The sequence below is a fragment of the Devosia ginsengisoli genome, from assembly GCF_007859655.1.
Taxonomy (GTDB): Bacteria; Pseudomonadota; Alphaproteobacteria; order Rhizobiales; family Devosiaceae; genus Devosia; species Devosia ginsengisoli.
Map to the genome: position 1 here is coordinate 3053617 of NZ_CP042304.1, position 20255 is coordinate 3073871.

The 20255-nt window shown below is 64.8% G+C and carries 19 protein-coding genes; 7 read left to right on the forward strand and 12 right to left on the reverse strand.

Annotation, left to right across the window (positions count from 1 at the left end):
• A complete protein-coding gene (locus FPZ08_RS14845; RefSeq protein WP_146290729.1) occupies positions 1-882 on the reverse strand; it encodes a carbohydrate ABC transporter permease in 882 nt (293 codons plus the stop codon).
• Between the two features lie 58 nt (positions 883-940).
• Positions 941-2275 carry an extracellular solute-binding protein gene (locus tag FPZ08_RS14850; protein WP_146290730.1) on the reverse strand — a complete coding sequence of 445 codons (1335 nt, stop codon included), beginning with the start codon at positions 2273-2275 and terminating at the stop codon, positions 941-943.
• A gap of 256 nt (positions 2276-2531) precedes the next feature.
• On the opposite strand from FPZ08_RS14850, the gene FPZ08_RS14855 reads away from it, so the two are divergent.
• Entirely contained in the window at positions 2532-3572 is a 1041-nt protein-coding gene (locus tag FPZ08_RS14855; protein WP_246132672.1) for a LacI family DNA-binding transcriptional regulator, read from the forward strand.
• Positions 3573-3583: 11 nt separating this feature from the next.
• On the forward strand, positions 3584-5506 hold the full coding sequence (locus FPZ08_RS14860) for a DUF5054 domain-containing protein (RefSeq protein ID WP_146290731.1): 1923 nt from the start codon (positions 3584-3586) through the stop codon (positions 5504-5506).
• 216 nt (positions 5507-5722) lie between these two features.
• On the opposite strand, the gene FPZ08_RS14865 is transcribed toward FPZ08_RS14860, so the two are convergent.
• From FPZ08_RS14865 to FPZ08_RS14880, 4 genes are read right to left on the reverse strand one after another with little or no spacing between them, the layout of a single operon-like run.
• On the reverse strand, positions 5723-6388 hold the full coding sequence (locus tag FPZ08_RS14865; RefSeq protein WP_146290732.1) for a TetR/AcrR family transcriptional regulator: 666 nt from the start codon (positions 6386-6388) through the stop codon (positions 5723-5725).
• Entirely contained in the window at positions 6385-6774 is a 390-nt protein-coding gene (locus FPZ08_RS14870; protein ID WP_146290733.1) for an acyl-CoA thioesterase, read from the reverse strand. Before FPZ08_RS14870 ends, FPZ08_RS14865 begins: the two co-directional genes overlap by 4 nt.
• Positions 6774-7628 (reverse strand): beta-keto acid cleavage family enzyme, encoded by an 855-nt coding sequence (locus FPZ08_RS14875; protein WP_246132916.1) that lies wholly within the window; start codon positions 7626-7628, stop codon positions 6774-6776. Before FPZ08_RS14875 ends, FPZ08_RS14870 begins: the two co-directional genes overlap by 1 nt.
• A 55-nt stretch (positions 7629-7683) precedes the next feature.
• Complete coding sequence (locus FPZ08_RS14880; protein WP_146290735.1) at positions 7684-8490, reverse strand: SDR family oxidoreductase; 807 nt, start codon at positions 8488-8490, stop codon at positions 7684-7686.
• A gap of 95 nt (positions 8491-8585) precedes the next feature.
• Between FPZ08_RS14880 and FPZ08_RS14885 the strand changes: the two genes are divergently transcribed.
• From FPZ08_RS14885 to FPZ08_RS14905, 5 genes are read left to right on the forward strand one after another with little or no spacing between them, the layout of a single operon-like run.
• Positions 8586-9269 carry an amino acid ABC transporter permease gene (locus tag FPZ08_RS14885; RefSeq protein WP_146290736.1) on the forward strand — a complete coding sequence of 228 codons (684 nt, stop codon included), beginning with the start codon at positions 8586-8588 and terminating at the stop codon, positions 9267-9269.
• The gene (locus tag FPZ08_RS14890; RefSeq protein ID WP_246132673.1) at positions 9266-9907 is read left to right on the forward strand and encodes an amino acid ABC transporter permease; all 642 of its coding nucleotides are present in this window, start codon (positions 9266-9268) and stop codon (positions 9905-9907) included. The genes FPZ08_RS14885 and FPZ08_RS14890 overlap by 4 nt, the downstream gene beginning before the upstream one ends.
• 9 nt (positions 9908-9916) lie before the next feature.
• Positions 9917-10648 carry an amino acid ABC transporter ATP-binding protein gene (locus FPZ08_RS14895; RefSeq protein ID WP_246132674.1) on the forward strand — a complete coding sequence of 244 codons (732 nt, stop codon included), beginning with the start codon at positions 9917-9919 and terminating at the stop codon, positions 10646-10648.
• Positions 10649-10682: 34 nt separating this feature from the next.
• Positions 10683-11483 carry a transporter substrate-binding domain-containing protein gene (locus tag FPZ08_RS14900; protein ID WP_186767023.1) on the forward strand — a complete coding sequence of 267 codons (801 nt, stop codon included), beginning with the start codon at positions 10683-10685 and terminating at the stop codon, positions 11481-11483.
• Positions 11484-11541: 58 nt separating this feature from the next.
• Complete coding sequence (locus FPZ08_RS14905) at positions 11542-12705, forward strand: M20 aminoacylase family protein (protein WP_146290738.1); 1164 nt, start codon at positions 11542-11544, stop codon at positions 12703-12705.
• On the opposite strand, the gene FPZ08_RS14910 is transcribed toward FPZ08_RS14905, so the two are convergent.
• Genes FPZ08_RS14910 through phnA form a run of 6 tightly spaced genes read right to left on the reverse strand, consistent with a single transcriptional unit; the run spans position 12702 to position 20215 of the window.
• Positions 12702-14327, reverse strand: coding sequence for a dipeptide ABC transporter ATP-binding protein (locus FPZ08_RS14910; protein WP_210246811.1), 1626 nt, complete (start codon positions 14325-14327; stop codon positions 12702-12704). The two genes, FPZ08_RS14905 and FPZ08_RS14910, sit on opposite strands and share 4 nt — an antisense overlap.
• Complete coding sequence (locus tag FPZ08_RS14915) at positions 14327-15256, reverse strand: ABC transporter permease (protein ID WP_146290740.1); 930 nt, start codon at positions 15254-15256, stop codon at positions 14327-14329. The genes FPZ08_RS14910 and FPZ08_RS14915 overlap by 1 nt, the downstream gene beginning before the upstream one ends.
• Positions 15253-16110, reverse strand: coding sequence for an ABC transporter permease (locus FPZ08_RS14920; protein WP_210246812.1), 858 nt, complete (start codon positions 16108-16110; stop codon positions 15253-15255). The genes FPZ08_RS14915 and FPZ08_RS14920 overlap by 4 nt, the downstream gene beginning before the upstream one ends.
• A 23-nt stretch (positions 16111-16133) precedes the next feature.
• Positions 16134-17648, reverse strand: a complete 1515-nt coding sequence (locus FPZ08_RS14925; protein ID WP_146290741.1) for an ABC transporter substrate-binding protein — start codon at positions 17646-17648, stop codon at positions 16134-16136.
• Between the two features lie 18 nt (positions 17649-17666).
• Positions 17667-18959, reverse strand: coding sequence for an alkaline phosphatase family protein (locus tag FPZ08_RS14930; RefSeq protein WP_210246813.1), 1293 nt, complete (start codon positions 18957-18959; stop codon positions 17667-17669).
• Positions 18956-20215 carry a phosphonoacetate hydrolase gene (gene phnA, locus FPZ08_RS14935; RefSeq protein ID WP_146290742.1) on the reverse strand — a complete coding sequence of 420 codons (1260 nt, stop codon included), beginning with the start codon at positions 20213-20215 and terminating at the stop codon, positions 18956-18958. Before phnA ends, FPZ08_RS14930 begins: the two co-directional genes overlap by 4 nt.
• Between the last annotated feature and the right edge of the window lie 40 nt (positions 20216-20255).

A 20255-nucleotide genomic window follows, 5' to 3' on the forward strand; every position in this document is an offset into this window, starting at 1 on the left:
TCAGGTCTCCGGCCGGGTGCGGGTGAAGATCTGGGCGACGCCCGAAATCAGCAGCGAGACGATCAGCAGGACCACGCCGGCGGCGCTGGCAAGGCCCAGGTCGAAATTGAGAATGCCGCGCTCATAGGTGAAGATGGCGAGCGTCCGGATCTGGTCGGCCGTGCGGCCATTGAGCATCAGGAAGGCGGAGTCGAAGGTGCGCAGCGAGCCGAGCAGGGTGATCAGGAACACAACCCGGATCATCGGCATCAGGTGCGGCAAGAGGATATCGCGAATTTTCTTGAAGTCGTTGGCGCCGTCTATATCGGCCGCTTCGAGAATGTCAGGGCTCAGCGACAGCAGGGCCGCCAGATAGATGAGCGCATGAAAGCCCACATCCTTCCAGACGGTGAGTCCGATGACCATGGGCCTGGCCCAGGCGGGATCGGCGAAGAAATTGATCGGCTGGTCGATGACGCCAAAGGCCAGCAGCAGCGTATTGACGAGGCCCAGGGGCGACAGCGTGTTGAGCCAGATGCCGACAATGATCACCCAGGACAGCAGGTACGGCGTGTAGATCGCGGTCTGGAAGCCGCGCTTCAGCCAGTCCGGCGAAATCTGCAGCAGGGCAATGGCCGGCAGGATGGGCACCAGCGTGCCGACAATGGTAATGCCGGCCGCGATGATCAGCGTGTTCCAGATCGCCTGCCACACGGCGGGAGTCGAAAACACCTTGGCGTAATTGTCGAAGCCGATGAAGCCGACCGGCCCGAGCAGACCCGCCTTCTGGAACGACAGATAGATGCCCTGCCCCATGGGATAGAACAGGAAGGCAAAGAAATAGGCCAGGACCGGCACGATCAGCAGATAGAGCACCCAGTGCCGGCGAACGCGATCAAGCATGGCTGGTCCTTTGGCAAAGCCGGAATGGGCCGCCGGTCGCCCGGCGGCCCATCGGGGATTATTCGTCGATCAGGCCGGCGGCCAGCAATTCGGCATGCATGGCCTCGACGGCCTCGGCGCCCGTGACTTCGCCAAGCATGGCCTGGAAGGCATGCTTTTCGACGATCGGGGCGGCTTCGGTCCATTCGGCCGGCAGGTATTCCATGGTCGCGTGTTCCATGATGATGGCCTGGGCTTCATCGACGCCGGGCAGCGGCGGGAAGGGATTTTCCCAGGTCGTGGAGGCGACGCGCGGCGAACCGTGATCCATGCCATGGGCCTGGCCCTGCTCGGTCAGCTCATACTTGCCGTCGGCGGTCTTGTTGTAGTCCACGCCCTCGATGCCCAGCGTGCCCAGGACATAGCCGGGCTCGGAATGCCAGAATTCGAGGAACTTGATGGCATTTTCCGGATGCTCGGCATTGGCCGGGATCATCCAGAGCGAGGCATCGCCGCGACGCAGGATGATCTCGCCATCCGGGCCCGGAACGCCGGCAACGCCCTTGGCCTCGAAGCTGGAATCGGGATGGTCGGTGGCCATGATATTGTTGAACAGGCCGACCCAGGCATCCCAATAGGTCACGGCGGCAACCCGGTCGGTCATGAACAGGTTGCGGAATTCGCCCGAGCCATTGGTGACGAAATTGGGATCGAGCAGGCCTTCCTTGGAGAGCATGCCGAACCAGTCATAGACCGCCGCGGCAGCCGGGGTGGCGTAGGGAATGGTGCGCTTGCCATCGACCAGCACATAGCCGGCCTTGACGCCTTCGGCCGACATGAAGCCCTGGATGTCGTAGAGCTTGGACGTGGACAGGCCATAGGCGTCCTTGTTGTCCTTGGCCCATTTGAAGAAGGCCGTCCAGTCATCGAGGGTGACCGGGGTTTCCATGCCCGACTCTTCCAGCCAGTCCTGGCGGATGGTCGGCAGGGTGCCGCCCTCGAACTTGTTCGGCACCGCCCATTTGCGGCCTTCGATATCGAAGAGCTGCCATTCGCCGGCGGGGATCGCGGTTTCATCCGAAAGCACGGCGGAGGCGGCGACCAGGTCGGTCACGTCGGTGAGCGCCCCCTGCTCCACCAGGCCCGGCAGCATCTTGGAATCGCCGTAGATCAGGTCATAGCGCTCGCCGCTGGCCAGCGAGGTGAACAGCACATTGTTATAGTCCGATGCCGGCTTGACCATTTCGATATCGAGCCCGAGATGCTTTTCGAGTTCGGCAACGAATTGTTCGTGTTCGGCGGCATCCTTGCCGCCGGTAACGGCCGTCAGGATGCGCAGGTCGGCGCCCATGGCCGTGCTGACCATCAGCGCAGCGGCCAGAACCGACAGATTAGCGGTCAAAAAGGTCTTCATAATGGGGTCCTCTCCCGATGAGCGAGCGCAGGCGCAGCCCGCGGCGACCTGCCCTCCTTAAGCAGGTCAGATGACAGCCGAATGAAATCGTGTGCAATTTTTATCCGTGGATCTGCATCCACGCCTGTCACACGACTGTCGTCATTCCGGCACAGTTTTGACTTTCCTCCGGCTGTTATTGTTGTAGAACCTTTGGCACAGCCAAGCAGAATAGACCGCGTTTTTGAACACGCTGTCAATCGGGAGTGCGCGAGATATGCCGGCATCGCAAGCGGCAAGGGGTGGGCGGGCGACCGCGGAAATGGTCGCGGCACGCGCCAATGTTTCCCGGGTCGCCGTGTCGCGGGCCTTCAACGCCCATGCTTCGCTCAAGCCTGAAAAGCGCGAGCTGATCCTGCGCATCGCCCAAGAGCTGAACTATACGCCGGACCGCGCGGCGCGGGCGCTGGTGAGCGGCCGCTCGCACCTGATCGGGGTCATCGTGCCCGATGTGTGCAGCCACTGGGAAAGCCAGGAAATCGATGCGCTGACCACCGCCTTGCAGGCGGAAGGCTTTGCCACCCTGCTGTTCAAGACGCGCACCGACTATTCGATGGACGAGCAATTGCTGTCCTATATGCGCGGCTTCAATCCGGACTCGGTCATCGCCTTCGTCGAAAATGTGAAGCCGCAGACGCTGGCGAAATTCCTCGACCGGGCCGTGCCGATCTATGTGCATTACCCCCTGCCCGGCATGGCGGACGAGCCCGAGCACAGGCCGCTGCAGGACCGGCTCAACGTGCTGCAATATGACGGCATCGACCAGGCGGTGGCGCTGCTCCAGGGCTATGGGGCCCGGCGCATCGCTTATCTGTCGGGGCTGGAAAAATCCCGCGCCAGCACGGCGCGCGAGCGGACTTTGCGGCAGGTCATGGCTAACAGGGGCATGGAGCCGCCCATCGTCGCCCGCGGCGATTTCAGCTATGACATGGCCTATCAGGCCACGCTCGACCTGTTCCGCATCGGTGATGGCGCCGACGCGGTCTTCGCCGCCAATGACGTCGGCGCCTTCGGGGTGATCGACGCGCTGCGGCACGAGCTGAAGCTGCGCGTGCCCGAGGACGTCAAGGTGGTTGGCTTCGACGATATCGCCCAGTCGCACTGGAAGAGCTACAACCTCACCACGGTGAAATTCGACCTCGAGGAACGCGTGCGGGCGCTGGTGCGGCTCATCCTGCTGCGCCTCAACAATCCCGATGCGCCCGGCTTCCAGGAAACGCTCAATACGCGGCTGGTCGTGCGCGGCACGGTCGGCTGAAGCAAGGCAATATGTCCAGACAGATCCACCTGGTCTTCAAGACCCATCTCGATATCGGCTTCACCGATCACGCCGCGCGGGTGCGGGCGCAGTATCATGACCAGTTCATTCCCCAGGCCATCGCGACGGGCGAGCATTTCTTCGCCGAGGACCCGGACCATCCCGCCTTCATCTGGACCACGGGCGCCTGGCTGATCTGGGATCATCTCAATTCCCAGAGCCCGGAGCGGGTACAGCGGCTGGAATGGGCGATCGCGCGCGGGCTCATCACCTGGCATGGCCTACCCTTCACCACGCATACCGAACTGATGTCGCCGGAGCTGTTCCGGGCGGGCCTCTCCTATGCCGGCGAACTCGACCGGCGCTTCGGGCGCCGGACCACGGCCGCCAAGATGACCGATGTGCCCGGCCATACTCTGGGCATGGTGCCGTTGCTGGCCGAGGCCGGCATAAAATTCCTGCATCTGGGGGTCAATACAGCCAGCCCGGTGCCATCAGTGCCGCCGATCTTCCGCTGGCGCGCGCCCGATGGCAGTGAAGTCGTCGTCATGTATCAGGGCTCCTACGGCGCCACCGACTTTCCCGGCGGCGGCGAGATCGGGCTGAGCTTTGCCCATACCAACGACAATATCGGCCCGCAAAGCGTCGGCCAGACCGTCGAGGCCTTGCGCCATATCCGGGTGGCCAATCCCGATACGGAAATCGTGGTTTCGGCCCTCGATGCCTTTGGCGACCTGATGTGGGCCCGCCGCGACAGCTTTCCTGTGGTGACCGAGGAGATCGGCGATAGCTGGATCCACGGCACCGGCAGCGACCCCGAAAAACTGGCAAGGTTCCGGGCTTTGTCCCGGCTTTATGATTGCTGGGCCGAAGCGCCGACGCCGGAGCGGCTGGCTTTTGGACGCGGGCTGACCATGGTGCCCGAACATACCTGGGGCGTCGATATCAAGACCTATCTGCGCGACGAGACCGCGTGGGACCGGGAGAAATTCGAGGCGGCGCGGCAGGCCGATTATCGCTTCGCCTACACGGAGCAATCCTGGGCGGAACAGCGGGCCTATCTGACCAGCGCCGTCGAACATCTGGTGCCGGCGGATCGTGCCGTGGCTGATGCGGCGCTGGCCAAATTGACGCCACGGGTTCCGGCCGAGCCGGTGGCGGGCACGGAAATCGGGCATGATGGCTGGCGCGCCGAGCTCGATGCGCAAAGCGGCGATATCGTCAGGCTGGCGGCGCCGGACGGGCGGGTGCTGGAGGGGCTCGATGGCAGCCTGATCGGCTACCGGCACGAGAGCTATAACTGGCATGAGCTGCAGAAGCATCTCGATAGCTACCTGCAGCACCGGCAGGACTGGGCCATTCTCGACCATGACAAGCCGGGGCTGGCCGGGGCGAAGACGGCGCGGACGGCGCGCTTCGTGCCAAGCCATCTCGGGATTTCATCCGATGGGCAGACGGCGATCGGGCGATTGCCTGATGATGCGCGGCAGCAATTGGGCGGGCCGGAGCGGCACGCTTTCAGCCTGCGCGGGCTGGATGCAAACCGGGTCGAGCTGACGCTGGCATTACATGACAAGCCGGCCAATCGGATGCCGGAGGCGGGCTTTCTCGAGGTGACGCCGGCCGGGGCCGGCCGTTGGGAATTGCGGAAAATGGGACTCTGGCTCGCCGGGGACAATATCGTCCGGCGCGGGGGCGGCCAGTTGCAGGCAGTCGAGGCGATCAGGAGCGATGCGGTGGCGGTGACCCCGCTCGATTCCGCGCTGGTTGCCCCGGCCGGTGCGCCATTCCTGCCCTTCCAGCCGGAACGACCCGATTTTGGCGCGGGTATGCGGTTCAACCTCTACAATAATAAATGGGGCACCAATTTCCCCATGTGGTGGGAAGGCAGTTTGGCGCTGCGCTTTGTGCTGGACCTGGCGGCGGGACGCTAGTGCTTAGGTTAGACGCGTGAGGGCGGTTACCCTCTCCCCTTGTGAGAGAGGGTGGAAATCCGCGTCCAGCGGATTTCCGGGTGAGGGGGACCTGCGCCGCCCCATGCTTCACCGCCAGTGGATAACTCGGCGCCCCCTCATCCGCCCTTCGGGCACCTTCTCCCACGAGGGGAGAAGGGGAAAGCGCCCAGGCGTCAGAGGTAAACACTCCGCCGTTTATCCCGATGGCATATCCGCGCCGATCAGGGTCAGGCGGGCGGTGATCTGGGGCAGGACGAATTGCTTCCAGCGCTGCCACTGTTCCTCGATTTCCTTGGGCGTGCGCGTGGCCTGCAGCACGGACAGGCCGCGCAGATAGACGGCAAAGGTGGTGTCGAGCCAGTAGAAGACCTGCGGGTCCTCCACGGCGGCCGCCCCGAATATCTTGATATACATCTGCCGCTGCTGCATGCGCTGGGAGGCGCCATAGCCGCGCATCTGCGCGGCCATGCTTTCATTGGTGCGGGCGGCATTCAGCAATTCGCCGACCACGCCGAACAACTGGCCGATGGCCAGGTCACGAAAATGGTCCAACGCCGCTTCGGTGCGCGCCGCGATATCGCTGGGGAGCTTGGAAAAGCGCAGCTCGAATTCGCCGATCATGCGCTGGAACAAGGCATCGACCGCCGCCGCGATCAGCTCTTCGCGCGTACCGAAATGGTGCAGATGCGCGCCATGGGTGACATCGGCCTTGCGCGAGATTTCGGCAATGGTCGCGCCAGCATAGCCGCGCTCCCACAGGCACTCGATCGTGGCGGTGATCAGCGCCTGCTTGGTCATCAGGCTGCGGGCCTGGCTGGCGCGCTTGCGCGCCGGTTCGGCCCCGGCTTGTCCCCTGGTCACTGTAGAAATTGCAACTGCTCCTCGCTCAATGGCAGGCTCTTGCGGGCCTTTTTATCCACATGGACCACAACAGACTCGGCTCGCGCAAGGCAAGTGTTTGCCTGTTCGAGCGTGTGCGACAGGGTAAAGCTCGACCGCCCGACCCGCGTCAGTGTGGTGGTCACCGTGACATCGGGCTCGATGCCGGCCGGCGCCAGATATTGCATGCTGAATGACACCAGCATGAACTCGCTGAGCGGGGTCATCGGCATATCGAGGATAATGCGCATGCGCCCATCCTCGACCAGTGCCGCCAGGCTCAGGCTGTTGACATGGCCCAGGCCATCGAGATCGGCGAAGCGCAGGCGCGCTTCGCTCGTCCAGACCCGGCCTTCGCCGCCGCTCACTATGTCCGCCCGCGCAATGCCAGGGCAGCGCGCGCCTCGTCCGGCGTGGCCACCGGAATATGCAGCTTTTCCAGCACTTCGCGGATCAGCGTGACCTGCTCGGCATTGGTCCTGGCCAGTTGGCGCGGCGCAATATAGAGCGAATCCTCGAGCCCCACCCGCACGCCACCGCCACGGCTGGCCGACATGACGCCGAAGCGCATCTGCTGCTTCCCGGCGGCGAGAACCGACATGTAGTAGCGGTCGCCGAACAGGCGCTCGGCCGTCTCGTAAAAATGCTCGAGATGGCTGGGATGCACGCCGATGCCGCCCATGAAGCCGAAGATGAACTGGATCATGAACGGGCCCTTGGCGACGCCGATATCCTCCAGATATTTGAGATTGTAGAGGTGGCCGATGTCGTAGCATTCGAATTCGAATGACGTGCCATTGGCGCCCAGCTCGCCGACGATGGATTCGAGCACGGCAAAGGAATTGACCGAATATTTCTCGCGCGACGAGAGCAGGAATTCCTTCTCCCAGTCATGCTTCCACTCGCTGTAGCGCGCCGCCATCTGGTGAAAGCCGAAATTGATCGAGCCCATGTTGAGCGAGACCAGTTCGGGGCGCAGCGCCCGCGCGGCGGCCAGCCGCTCATCCATGGTCATGCCCGGCGCGCCGCCGGTGGAAATATTGATGACCGCATTGGTGGCCTCGCGAATGCGGGGCACGAACTGCTCGAACACTTTGGGGTCGGCAGTGGGGCGGCCATCGGGGAGGCGGGCATGCAGATGCACCACCGCCGCGCCGGCCTCGGCCGCGCCGATGGCGGCTTCGGCAATCTCGTCCGGCGAGATCGGCAGATGGGGCGACATGGTCGGGGTATGGACCGAACCGGTCACCGCGCAGGTGATGATGGCCTTGTTGAAGTTAAGCACGGACGGCCTCCTTGGACAGGTGGGTGATCATTTCGCTGGAATAGCCTTCGAAATTGCCGCAGACGCCGAGCTGCTGGCCGCTGACGAAACGGGCCTGGTCGGACAGCAGGAAGCAGACGGCCTCGGCAATGTCTGATCCCTCGACCATGGTCTTCATCGAGGTGCGGCTGGTGAATTCCTGGCGGGCGGCTTCGAGCGCGAGGCCGCGATGCGCTGCCTGACTGGCAATGATGGCCTCGACCCGGTCGCCCGCCACGATGCCGGGCAGCACGGTATTGCAGCGAATGCCCCAGGGGCCCAGCTCCATGGCCATGGTGTCCGACAGGGCCTCGAGCGCCGCCTTGGTCGCGACATAGGGGGCGCGCAACGGGAAGCCATTGGTGGTGGCGGCCGAGCTCATCATGACCACGGCGCCCTGCCGCTGCTTTTTCATTATAGGTATAATGTTCTGCAGGCAGTTGACTGCCGCGAGCAGATTGACCCGGACGACGCGCTCCCAATCGGGCAGGACAGTATCTTCCAGCAGGGCCGTCGGCCCGGCAATCCCGGCATTATTGACCAGGCCGAGCACCGGCCTGCCTGTGCCCGCCATATCGGCGACAATGCCGGAAAGCGCGGCCGGGTCGGCCGCATCGGCGGCATAGGCCAGCCAATCGCCGGGCACCTGATCGGCTTTCAGGCCGGGATCGACGACAACCGGCGTGCCGCCACGCGCTGCAATTTCCTGGGCGACGGCGAGCCCGATCCCCGAGCCTCCCGCAGTGACCACGTAATATCCGGGGGCAAGTTCGTTCCGCATCGCTCTACCTTAAACATTGCAGCTATAATCTTTTTGCTTGACGGTGACAGTTTCGTCAAGGAGAGTATTGCGACACGAAGCGGGGAGGCCGGCGCGTGCATTTCGAAGCGGTCTGGGCCGGTTTGCCCTTGCTCCTCAGCGGAGCGCTCAAGACAATCCTCTATGCGGTGGCCGGCTATGCCGCCGGGCTGGCGCTGGCCATGCTGCTGATCGTCGGGCGCCTGGCCTATGGCAAGGCGGTCTCGCGACCCACCGCGGTCTTTGTCGAGATCGTCCGCAACACGCCCTTCCTGGTGCAGGCTTTCTTCCTCTATTTCGGCCTGGCCAGGCTGGGCTTCAGCATGAGCCCGGTCACGGCGGCGATCATCATCGTGACCTTCAATTCGCTGGCCTATACCGTGGAAATCCTGCGATCGGGGTTGATGGGCGTGCCGCGCGGCCTGATCGAAGCGGGCGAGTCGATGAGCTTTTCGGCTATCCAGATGTTCCGCTACGTCATCGCCCGACCGATGCTGCGCGCCACGCTGCCGGCGCTGAGCGGGCAGTTCATCATCATCATGCTCAATACTAGCCTGCTCTCGGCCATCGCCATTCCCGAACTGACCTATGAGGCGAGCAACCTGGCTTCGAGCAGCTTCCGCCCGTTCGAGGTCTATGTGGCCATTGCGGTGATCTACTTCACCATCTCGGCGGCATTTGCCGGCGTGTTCGCCCTGCTGACCCGCGCCGTTACCGGCGACTGGGCCAAGGTCGACCTAGCGAGGAGGGGCATTCTGTGATCCGCGAATTTACCCTCAACCATGTCTGGTTCATCCTCGGCGCCGCCGGCTGGACCATCCTGCTGACCGCCATCGCGCTGTTCTTCGGCTCGATCCTGGGCCTGGTGCTGGCCATTCTCAGGCAATCGCCCAATGCCATCCTGCGCGTCGCCGCCGGCTCGCTGGTGCGCGTCTTTCAGGGTGTGCCGCTGGTCGTGGTGATCTTCATGGTCTATTTCGGCATTGCCGGGGGCGGGGTGAATGTCTCCCCGCTCATGGCCTGCTCGATCGGCCTGTCGCTGTTTGCCGGGGCCTTTCTCGGCGAAATCTGGCGCGGCGCCATCCAGGCCATTCCGGCCCAGCAATGGGAAGCCGCCGATGCGCTGGGCTTCACCGCGCTGGAGCGGCTGCGCTACGCCATCCTGCCGCAGGCCATCCGCATTTCCATGCCGGCCACGATCGGCTTCATCGTGCAACTGGTCAAAGGCACCTCCGTTGCCTCCATGGTGGGCTATGTCGAGCTGATGCGCGCCGGCCAGGTGGTCAACGGCTCCACCTTCGACAGCTTCACGGTCTTCGGTCTGGTCGCCCTGATCTATCTGGCGATCAACCTGCCCCTGTCATTCCTCAGCAAGCGCCTTGAACAGGTCAAACTCTAGCGAGTCGCGATGTCACTGATCGAAATCGACCACCTTTCCAAATCCTACGGGACCCACCAGGTCATCAAGGATGTCTCGCTGTCGATCGAGGCAGGCGAAGTGCTGGCCATTATCGGCCGCAGCGGCTCGGGCAAGAGCACGCTGCTGCGGTGCCTCAACGGGCTCGAACAGATCAATGGCGGGGCGCTGCGCGTCGATGGCCAAGCCGTGAGCTATGACAAGCGATCGCTGCGCCAGTTGCGCAAGCGCGTGGCCATGGTGTTCCAGAGCTATAACCTGTTCCCCCATCTCAGCGCCCAGGACAATGTGGCCCTGGCGCCGCGCATCGTCGGCAAGCTGGAGCGCAAGGCCAGCCTCGACATCGCCCATGAAATGCTGGGGCGCGTCGGCCTCTCGGACAAGCACAATGCCTATCCGCGCGACCTGTCCGGCGGCCAGCAGCAGCGCGTCGCCATCGCCCGCGCTCTGGCGGTGCGGCCCGAAATCCTGCTGCTCGACGAAGTGACGGCGGCGCTCGACCCCGAACTGGTGGGCGAAGTGCTCAAAGTACTCGGCGACCTGGCGGGCGAAGGGCTCACCATGGTGCTGGTGACCCACGAAATCGCCTTTGCCCGCAAGGCCGCCAACCGGGTGGCCTTCATGCATGAAGGGCGTATCCACGAAATCGGCCCGGCCGACGACATTATCGGCAACCCGCAGACGCCGGAACTCCAGCGGTTCCTCGCCTCGGTCATTGCCTGACGACAAGCAAAACATAACCAAAGGGAGACCCTCCATGTTCAAGACTATCGCCGCATTGGGACTGGCCGCCGCTTTTGCAGGCCTCGCCACACCCGGCTTCGCCGCCGATCTCGACGAGGTCATGGCGCGCAACAAGATCATCATCGGCGTGCAGAACGACGTGCCGCCCTATAGCGCCATCGGCGACAATAACGAGCCCATCGGCTACGACATCGACGTGGCCAAGCTGCTGGCCGAGCGGCTTGGGGTCGAGCTGGAACTGGTCGTGCTGACCGGCGCCAACCGCGTGCCCTACCTGCTGTCCAACCGGGTCGATGCTGTGGTCGCCACGATCGGCATCACCCCGGAGCGCCGCGAGGCGATCGACTTCACCCGCCCCTATCTGGTGTTCCAGACCGTGATGCTGGCGCCCGAAGACATCGCGGTCAGCTCGGCCGACGAGATCGGCGCCTATCGGGTCGGCGTGACGCGCGGCACGATGATGGACCCGCTGGTCACCAATGCCGCGCCTGCCGGCACCAATATCATGCGCTTCGATGACGATGCGACCTCCGCCGTGGCCCTGGCCACCGGCCAGGTGGACATGGTGCCGACCGGCGAGTTGATCGCCCGCGCCATTGCCGAGCAGAACCCGGATCGCAACCTCGAAATCAAGTTCGTCATGGCCAGCACCTATGCCGGCATCGGCGTCAGCAAGGACAGCCCCGCTCTGCGCGACCGCCTCAACGAAGTGATTGCCGAGACGCTGGAAGATGGCGCCCTGGCCAAGCTCTACGAGACCTGGCTGGGTGGCGAGCTGCCCGAACTGCCGGCCTCGGTCGATGACGTGCCCTGATCGTTCCGCCTGACTGATTGGACGCCCCGGCACTGCCGGGGCGCATATGGAGCAGCCCATGTCCCCCGCCGACTATTTCCAGACCATCGAAGGCGAACTGATCGACTGGCGCCATCTTCTGCATCAGCATCCGGAACTGGCCTATCAGGAGCACTGGACGGCCGACTTCATCGCCGAGCAGTTGACGCGGTTCGGCTATGCGCCGCATCGCGGGCTGGGCGGCACGGGCGTGGTGGCCAGCATCACGCGCGGGGAAGGACCTTCGATCGGCTTGCGGGCCGATATGGATGCATTGCCGGTGGAGCAGCAGACCGGTCTGCCCTATGCCTCGCTTAATGCCGGCTGCATGCATGCCTGCGGCCATGACGGCCATGTGGTCATGCTGCTGGCAGCGGCGCGGTGGTTTGCCGAGCATGGCCAGTTTTCCGGCACGATCAATTTCATCTTCCAGCCGGCCGAAGAGGGCGAGGCCGGCGCCGCGGCCATGCTGCGGGATGGGCTGTTTGAAACCTTTCCGATGCGTGAAGTCTATGGCCTGCACAACTGGCCGGGCCTGCCCGAAGGGCAGTTCGCCGGACGGGTCGGCGCGCAGATGGCGGCCTTCGATACATTCGAAATCACCCTCGCCGGCCGGGGCGCCCATGCCGCCATGCCGCATATGGGGCAGGACGTGCTGCTGGCCGCCGCCCATATCCAGAGCCAGTTGCAATCGATCGTGGCGCGATCGGTCGATCCGCTGCAGACGGCGGTGGTTTCGGTCACCCAGATCCATGGCGGCGATAGCTGGAACGTGCTGCCGGCAGACGCTGTGCTGCGAGGCTGTACGCGCCATCTCGATGCCGAAGTCCAGCAGCTCATCCGCGAGCGGATGGCGGCCGTGGTGGCTGGTGTGGCGGACAGTTTCGGCATCAGCGCCAAGTTGCACTACCAGCCGCGCTATCCGGCGACGATCAACACCGCCCGCGAGGTCGGCATCGCCATGGCCGCTGCGGCCGATGTGGCGGGCGACGACAACGCCATCGAGCCGCCGCATCCCTCCATGGCCTCGGAGGATTTCGCCTTCATGCTGCAGCAGCGGCCCGGCGCCTATCTGTGGCTGGGCGCCGGTTCGACCAATGACGGCCGCGTGCTGCACAGCGCGCGCTTCGATTTCAATGACCGCATCCTGACCACAGGCGCGCGCTGGTGGGTCGCCCTGGCCTTGCGCGCGCTGGCGGACTAGGCCACGACCACGCGCGTGGCCTTTTTCCGCGTGGGCTTTCCGGCGAACTCCACGGCCCGAGCCGCCTCGACCAGCGTCCGCGTATAGGGATGCACCGGGGCGGTGAGGATGTCGCCGGTCGGGCCTTCCTCGACCAGTTGCGCATTGCGCATGACCATTGTGCGATTGCAGAGCGCGCCGACCACGGCCAGGTCGTGGCTGATGAAGATGAGGCTGAGCCGCCGCGTCTGGCGCAGCCGGGCCAGCAGCTCGAGCACCTGCGCCTGCACCGACACGTCGAGCGCCGAGACGATTTCGTCGCAGATCAGCAGGTCCGGCGACACAGCCAGAGCGCGGGCAATGTTGACCCGCTGGCGCTGGCCGCCCGAGAGTTCCCAGGGATAGCGGCCGAGATAGGCGCTCGACAAATCCACTTCTTCAAGCAGGCGCACCGCCTCGTCGCGCCAGGTGCGGCGGGGCTTGCCATAGATGGCGAAGGGTTCGACCAGCGCCTGTTCGACATTGAGGCGCGGATTGAGCGCGCCGTAGGAATCCTGGAAGATATACTGGATTTTCCGGCGCATTTCCCGCGGCATGCTTGCGGGACGCAGCGGGTTTTCTTCGAACTGGATCTGGCCGCGATCGGGCGGCACCAGCCCGACCAGCGCCTTGCCCAAAGTGCTCTTGCCGCTACCGCTTTCGCCCACAACGGCGAGGGCGTCGCCCCGGCGCAGCGCGAAGTCGATATTATCGAGCGCGACGATGCGGGGGCTGAAGGCACGGGGCCCGGGATAGCTGACAGAGAGGCCGGAGACGGTGAGGATATCGTCACGCCTGGTGTCGGCGGCGGGTGCCAGGGCTTCGAGGCGCGGGCGGCTGTCGAGCAGCATGCGCGTATAGTCCTGGGCGGGCCGGGCGAGCAGGGTCGCGGTCGGTCCCTGTTCGACCATTTCGCCGCGCCTGAGCACCACGACCTGCGTCGAATATTTCGACACGACACCCAGATCGTGGGTGATGAGCAGCATGGCCATGCCGCGCGCCTGCTGCAGATCATGCAGCAATTGCAGAATCTGGGCCTGGACGCTCATGTCGAGGGCGGTGGTGGGTTCGTCGGCAATCAACAGGTCCGGATCGCCGGCCAGGGCCGAGGCGATGACCACGCGCTGCTGCTGCCCGCCGGACAATTCGTGCGCATAACGGCGCTGGACATGGGGGATGGCACCAAGGCCGACCTCGTCCAGCAGCTTCGCCACGCGTGCCTCGGCCTCGGCGCGCGGCAGGCCATGCGGCAGTGCTTCGCGCAGATGGTCGCCTACGGTCATCAGCGGATCGAGCGCCGCGGCCGGGTCCTGGAAAACGACGCCGATGCGCTTGCCGCGCAAGGCGCGCATTCCGCGTTCATCGAGCGCCAGCAGGTCGATGCCGTCGAACTGGGCCGTGCCTTGCAGTTGGAGGATCGTGCCGGGCGGGGCCAGCCCGACCAGGGACATGGCCGTGAGCGACTTACCCGACCCGGACTCGCCCACCAGGCCCAGAGTCTGGCCCCGGGCGATGGCGAAGGAGACGCCGCGAACGGCTTCGACGGGCCCGGAACGGGTGTCGAGGGTGACACGCAGGTCGGTGACGCGGAGCAGAGGTGTCATCAGATCGTCCTCAAGCGGGGGTTGATGAGCTTGCGGATGGTATCGGCGACGAAATTGGCGAAGATCACCGTGACGCCGAGCCAGATGATGATGGCCTGTACCACCGCATAGTCGCGGCCTTTGATGGCCTGCAGCGTGAGCGTGCCGAGGCCCGGCAAGCCGAATACCACTTCCATGGTGATGGCGCCGGTGAAGACGCCGGCCAGCATGAGGCCGATAATGGCGATGGTGACGGTCAGCGCATTGGGCAGGATGTGGCGCAGCACGATGCGGGCATGGCTGACGCCGCGGGCGCGGGCGGCACGGACGAATTCCGATGCCTGGACTTCGCGCATATCCTCATGCAGCGCCTTGGCGATGGAGCCTGCGGTGTCGAGGCCCAGGATCAGAGCGGGGACCAGGAAATTGCCGATGGCCGGTATCCAGCCGAGCCAGACCGCGAAGACAATCAGCGACATGATGCCGATGGAAAAGGTCGGCACGGTGATCGACCAGATGGTGATGAAATCCACCACCGGTGCGAAGATGGAGCGCGGGAACAGCACGGCCAGCACCGAAACGGTGACACCGACGACAATGCCGATGGCGAGTGCGGTGGCGCCGAGCAGGAGCGTCGAGGGCAGCACGGCGCCGAGCAGGTCGGCAATGGGCCGGGCGAAGCGGGCCGACTGGCCCAGATCGCCAGACAGGATCATGCCGGACCAGTCGATGAACTGGGTGAGCCAGGGCTTGTTGAGCCCGAGTTCCTCACGCATGACCGATTGCTGAGAATAGGTGAGCGAGCCTTCGATGCCGCGCACATCCACCACGTCGCCGGGGATCATGCGGATGACGAAGAAGGTGAAGACCACGATGCCGACGGCCACGCCGAGGGCGCGCAGCAGGTCGAGGCCGATATTGGCGGCCAGCCGGAAATGATGCGGGCTCATGCCGAGCTCCTCTTGCTGGTATGGGTCAGGCGCTGGCGCTGGGCATTGCCGATAATGGCCAAAGCGAAGGTGACGGCCGAAAGCATGAGAATGGGGGCGAGGAGCGCGTGGGGCGCCTCTTCCATATAGGGGGTCGCCGTAGCAATCATGCGGCCCCAGCTCGGCAGTTCGGACGAGACGCCGAGGCCCAGGAAACTCAGCACCGATTCCGAGACGATGCAGCGCGGCAGGATGATGGCGAACTGGGTGATCAGCGCCCCGCCGATATTGGGCAGGACATGGACCAGCGCGACGCGGCCGCGGCCGGCGCCCAGCACGCGGGCCGCCGCCGTATAGGGCTGGGCCATCTGCTGTTCATAGGTGGCGCGGGTGATCATGGCGAAGTTGGGCGCGAAGGAGACGCCGAGCGCCAGGACCACGGAGAAGGCGCCGGGCTCGAAAGCGACGATGAAGGCCAGCGCGAAGAGAATGCCCGGCAAGGCGCGAACCAGGTCGACGACGGCGAACAGCGCCAGCTCGACCGGTCTGCCCATGGACATGGCGATCAGCGCCGTCACCGCGCCCAGCACCAGGGCGACCATGGCGGCGCTGGCGCCGTAAAAGAGGCTGAGGCCGGTGCCCACCATGAGGCGGGAGAAGACGTCGCGGCCCCCATCGTCGGTGCCCAGCAGGTGCCCGTTGCCGGGCTGCTCGTTCATCTCGGCGCTGAACATCATCGGGTCATGGGTGGCGAGCCAGGGGCCCGCCAGGGCGATGAAGAGGGCGATGGTGATGATGAGCCAGGCGAGCATGGTCACCGGATCGAGACCCGCCAGGCGGGTGCGAATTGGCCGTGCGAGGGCTTCTGCCGTCATGGCGGGTCTCCCGGTTGGTGCTGTTAGTCCTGGTCCATCCAGGCGAAGGCCAGGCCCCCGTCGACGCGATGGGCCGAGGCGTTGAAGCCGATGGTCATGTCGTGGACCTTGGGGCTGATGGCATAGGCGGACGGCTTCTGGGCGAGGCCGAACGTGTAGTAATTGTCCATCACGCGCTTCCAGGCCTGGAGATAGAAGTCGCGGCTTTCATCGAGGTCGGCGGTGGAGATGGCCTTGTTGATCAGGGCATCGAGCTCAGGATCCTGAATGCCGCCCCACAGGCCCGGATTGGGGCCATCGCTCATCAGGCGCACATAGCGCAGGAAGATGTCGTTACGGGCGCCCGAGCCGCCGGGATAGATATCCCAGTCGAATTCAGACAGCGCACGCTGGTAGCCCAGATCGTCATATTCGCGCATGTCGACGCCGAAGCCGAGCGAGCGCAGCACCTGCGACAGCAGCGGACCGCTGCGGCTGCCCACGGTCGAGACCATGTAGAGCGTGTAGTCGCCCGGGTTGATGCCCTCGTCGGCCAGCATCTGTTTGGCCTTTTCCAAATCGGCGACATTGTGCGGGTCGTTGGCGGACAGTTCGGTATCGAAGAAGAAATTGCCTTCGCCCACCGGCTGGTTGCCCGGCGTGCCGTATTTGCCGTTCATGATGGTGTTGAACTGGGTGCGATCGACCGCCCACGCCACGGCCTCGCGTACCTTCACATTGTCGAAGGGCGGACGCGGATTGCGGTTGTTGAAGGAGATGAAGTCCCAGCTCGTGCCACCCTGAAAGGCGATCTCGAAGCCTTCATTCTCGATGGATTCGACCTTGGACAGCGGCACGCCTGCCACCTGATAGTCGCCGGCGCGCAAGGCCAGGGTGGCGTCGGCCACTTCGCGGACGTCGAATTCGACGCCATCGAGATAGGGCTTGCCCTCCATCCAGTAGTCTTCGAAACGGCTGCCATTGAGCGTGAGCTGCGGGGTCCAGCTATCGAAGGTGAAGGGGCCGGTGCCGATCGGCTGGGTGATATTGCTGTCCCAGCCCGGCGATTCCGGAGCGAGAATCCAGGCCTCGGCGATGAGATTGACGAAGGGGCCGAAGGGCGCCTTGAGCTGGACGACGAAGGTGTGGTCGTCGGGAGTGGAGAAGGATTCCACCTGTTCCATGGCGGTGGTCAGCCAGCCGGCTTCGACCGTATTGCGGATGCGCTCGAAATTCTTGAGCACGTCATCGGCGGTCATTTCGCGGCCATTGTGGAATTTGACGCCGTGACGCAGGTTGAACGTATAGGTCAGCGCATCGTCGGACACCGTCCAGTCCTCAGCGAGCAGGCCCTTGGGGCTGCCGTCGAACGAGATCGAGGTCAGGGTCTCGGCAAAGGGGTGCGGCAGCGAGATCGTGCCGGTGTGGCGGTGGAAATCGGTGGTATCGAGCGTGCCCCATTTGAGGTGCAGGATACCGCCATATTCCTGGGCCAGGGCCGGCAGACTGGCCTGACCAAGCAGCAGGGCGGCGACGAGTGACAGCAGACGCTTTTTCATCTGGATAGTCTCCGAGGGTTAAAACTGCGGGAGGGCGAGACCGTCCATGCCGTCTCGGGGCAGGCCGAGGTAGCGCATGACGGTAGGCGCGATATCGATCAGCCGTGTGACACCATGCTCGACGGTGCCGGGAGCAAAACCGCCCCCATTGGCGATCAGGAAAGGATGGCGTTCGAAATCGCCCAGGCCGCCATGGCTGCCGAAGCCTTCCGGTTTGCCGGGCTTTTCGTCGCTGACGCAGATGGTGATCTGGCCGGGGACGCCGAAGGGATTGGGCTCGGCGCTGCGGGCCATGGCGAAGGCGATGGCGAGGCCGTTTTCCGGGCGCTGGCCGATATGCAGCATTTCCGCGCCATGGAAGACTTCGGCGATATAGGGCTGGGCGCGCAGGAACGCGATGATGTCGGGAATGCGGGATTGCGCGTTGGGCGCGACATAGAGGAGCCCGCTGCCACCCTGGGGCGCGACGACGACATCGGTGCTGTCGGCGCTCTCCTTGAGGCCGGCCGCGACCAGCCTTGCGGCGACGGCGACGCGCTCGCGCACGGTTTCCTGACCATGGTCGGAACCGAGGAGGAAGAGCACGTCCTCGCCCTCTGCCCGCATTGTCTCGACGGCGCTTTCGACGCGGGCGAAGGCGCGGTCGGCGCAGGCGATGGCATCGAGATGCATCTGCGAGCCGAGCGGGCCGGCATGCATGCCCAGATCGGGATTGGCCAGCCACAGCACCGAGAGCCGCGGCCGCCGCTGCAGCAGCACATCACTGACGAACCATTCGGCCAAGGCTTCGTCGCCGGCAAAGTCGTGGCTGACGACCGGCGCTTCATCCGGACCCAGCACGCGCCCGCCGGGACCGAAGGAGCCGGCGCGATGCACGACATGGCCGAAATTGTCGGGGTCCTGGAAATAGGCGGCGCCGGGCGAGACATTGGAGGCGATCACCGCGCCGCCATGAGGCGCCAGTCGTTCGGCCATGGTCGGCACTTTGAGCGTGCGGCCGAAGGCATGGCGCAGCTTGCCGACAAAGGCGGGGTCGCCCACATCATGCACGCGGACGCCTTCGCCATCGGGCAGGCCCATCGTATTGCCATGCAGGCCATGATTGGCCGGCCAGCAGCCGGTGGCGATGGCCGCGGCACTGGCACGGGTGGCCGAGGGGAAGATGGCGCGGTGATTGGCGAAGCGGCGCGAGCGCTCGGCAAAACCCGATATGTTGGGGCAGGTATCGGCCCGCACGAAGTCATTGCGGTGGCCGTCGCAGATCATCAGCACGACGCGGCCCATGCCGCCGGTTTCGGTGGCCGGGCTCATGCCGTCACTCCATTGATGGTGAAGTCGAAAATGTCGAAATTGCGCAGGCCCGCCTGGGCGCGTGTGGCGTAGTCCTCGGTCAGCGGGTGCGAGAGGATGAAGGGCACGGCCTGCTCGCTGGTGCCGCCATGCGAGCGCAGCCTTTGTCCGGCCAAGGCCGACAGGTCATGCTCGCCTTGCGTGGCGCCGAGAGCGAAGCCGGGCGCCGCGACGACGACCACATCGGCCTCGCCTTCGAGCGGCATGTCGAAGCGCGTGCAGGCTTCGTCGGCCAAGAGGGCCAAGGAAACGCCGACCATGCCGGCCAGCGCATCGCGCACAGCTTCGGGCGACACAGTGGCCTCTTTGATATAGACGCGCACGAAGCCGCCCAGCGAGGCGTGGTGGCGCACGAAGGGATCGGTGATCGGGCAGATGACGCGGACGCTGCCGGCGCCGAACCGCGCCTCGAGCACATCCTGCACGAAGAGCACGCGCGGCGTGCCGTCCGGCCCGGACATGTCATGCATGCCGTGATCGGCGACGATGCCCACGGTGGCGCCGAGCGCCACGAGGCGCCCCAGCCGCCGGTCGACCTCGGCCATGAAGGCGAGCGCTTCGGGAGCCTCGGGGGCATGCTTGTGCTGCACATAATCAGACAACGACAGGTAGATGATGTCCGCCCTGTTTGCTTCGAGCAGGCTGATGCCGGCATCGAGGACGTAGAGCGATAGGGCTTCAGAATATTTGTCGGCGGCGGAAGCGGGAGCGCGATCGCCCAGCACGGGCACGGCGTCCTCGGGGGACTCGGCGGAGAGCGCGATGCCATCCATGTTGCGCGCCAGGGCGCGGAGCAGCTTGTCCTTGGCGGTGACCACGGCGACGGGGACGCCGGCCCGGGCGAAATGGGCGAAGATCGTATCGACCTGCATCTGGTGCCCGTCGAGCACCATCACTTCCCGGCCTGTGGCGCGGTCCAGATAGTAATTGCCGGCAACCCCGGTCACGGAAGGCGGCGCGCCGCAGGCAATCGCCACATTGTTGGGATTGGTGAAGGTGGGCATGGCCGCCTGCGCGATGGCGCCGAAGCCGTGCTGCATCATGGCCGCCAGATGCGGCGCCACGTCGGCCTGCATCGCCGCCGCGACATAATCGGGGTCGCAGCCGTCAAAGCAGATGACCACGACGGGCCGGGCGGGCTGCCGGTAGGTCCGGCCATTGATGAAGAGCGGCGCCGCCTCTTCCACAGAAGAAGCACGCAAGGTGGCCTTGGTCATATGGATGTCACCTAAGGTGTATAACATCGCTCGATTGAAG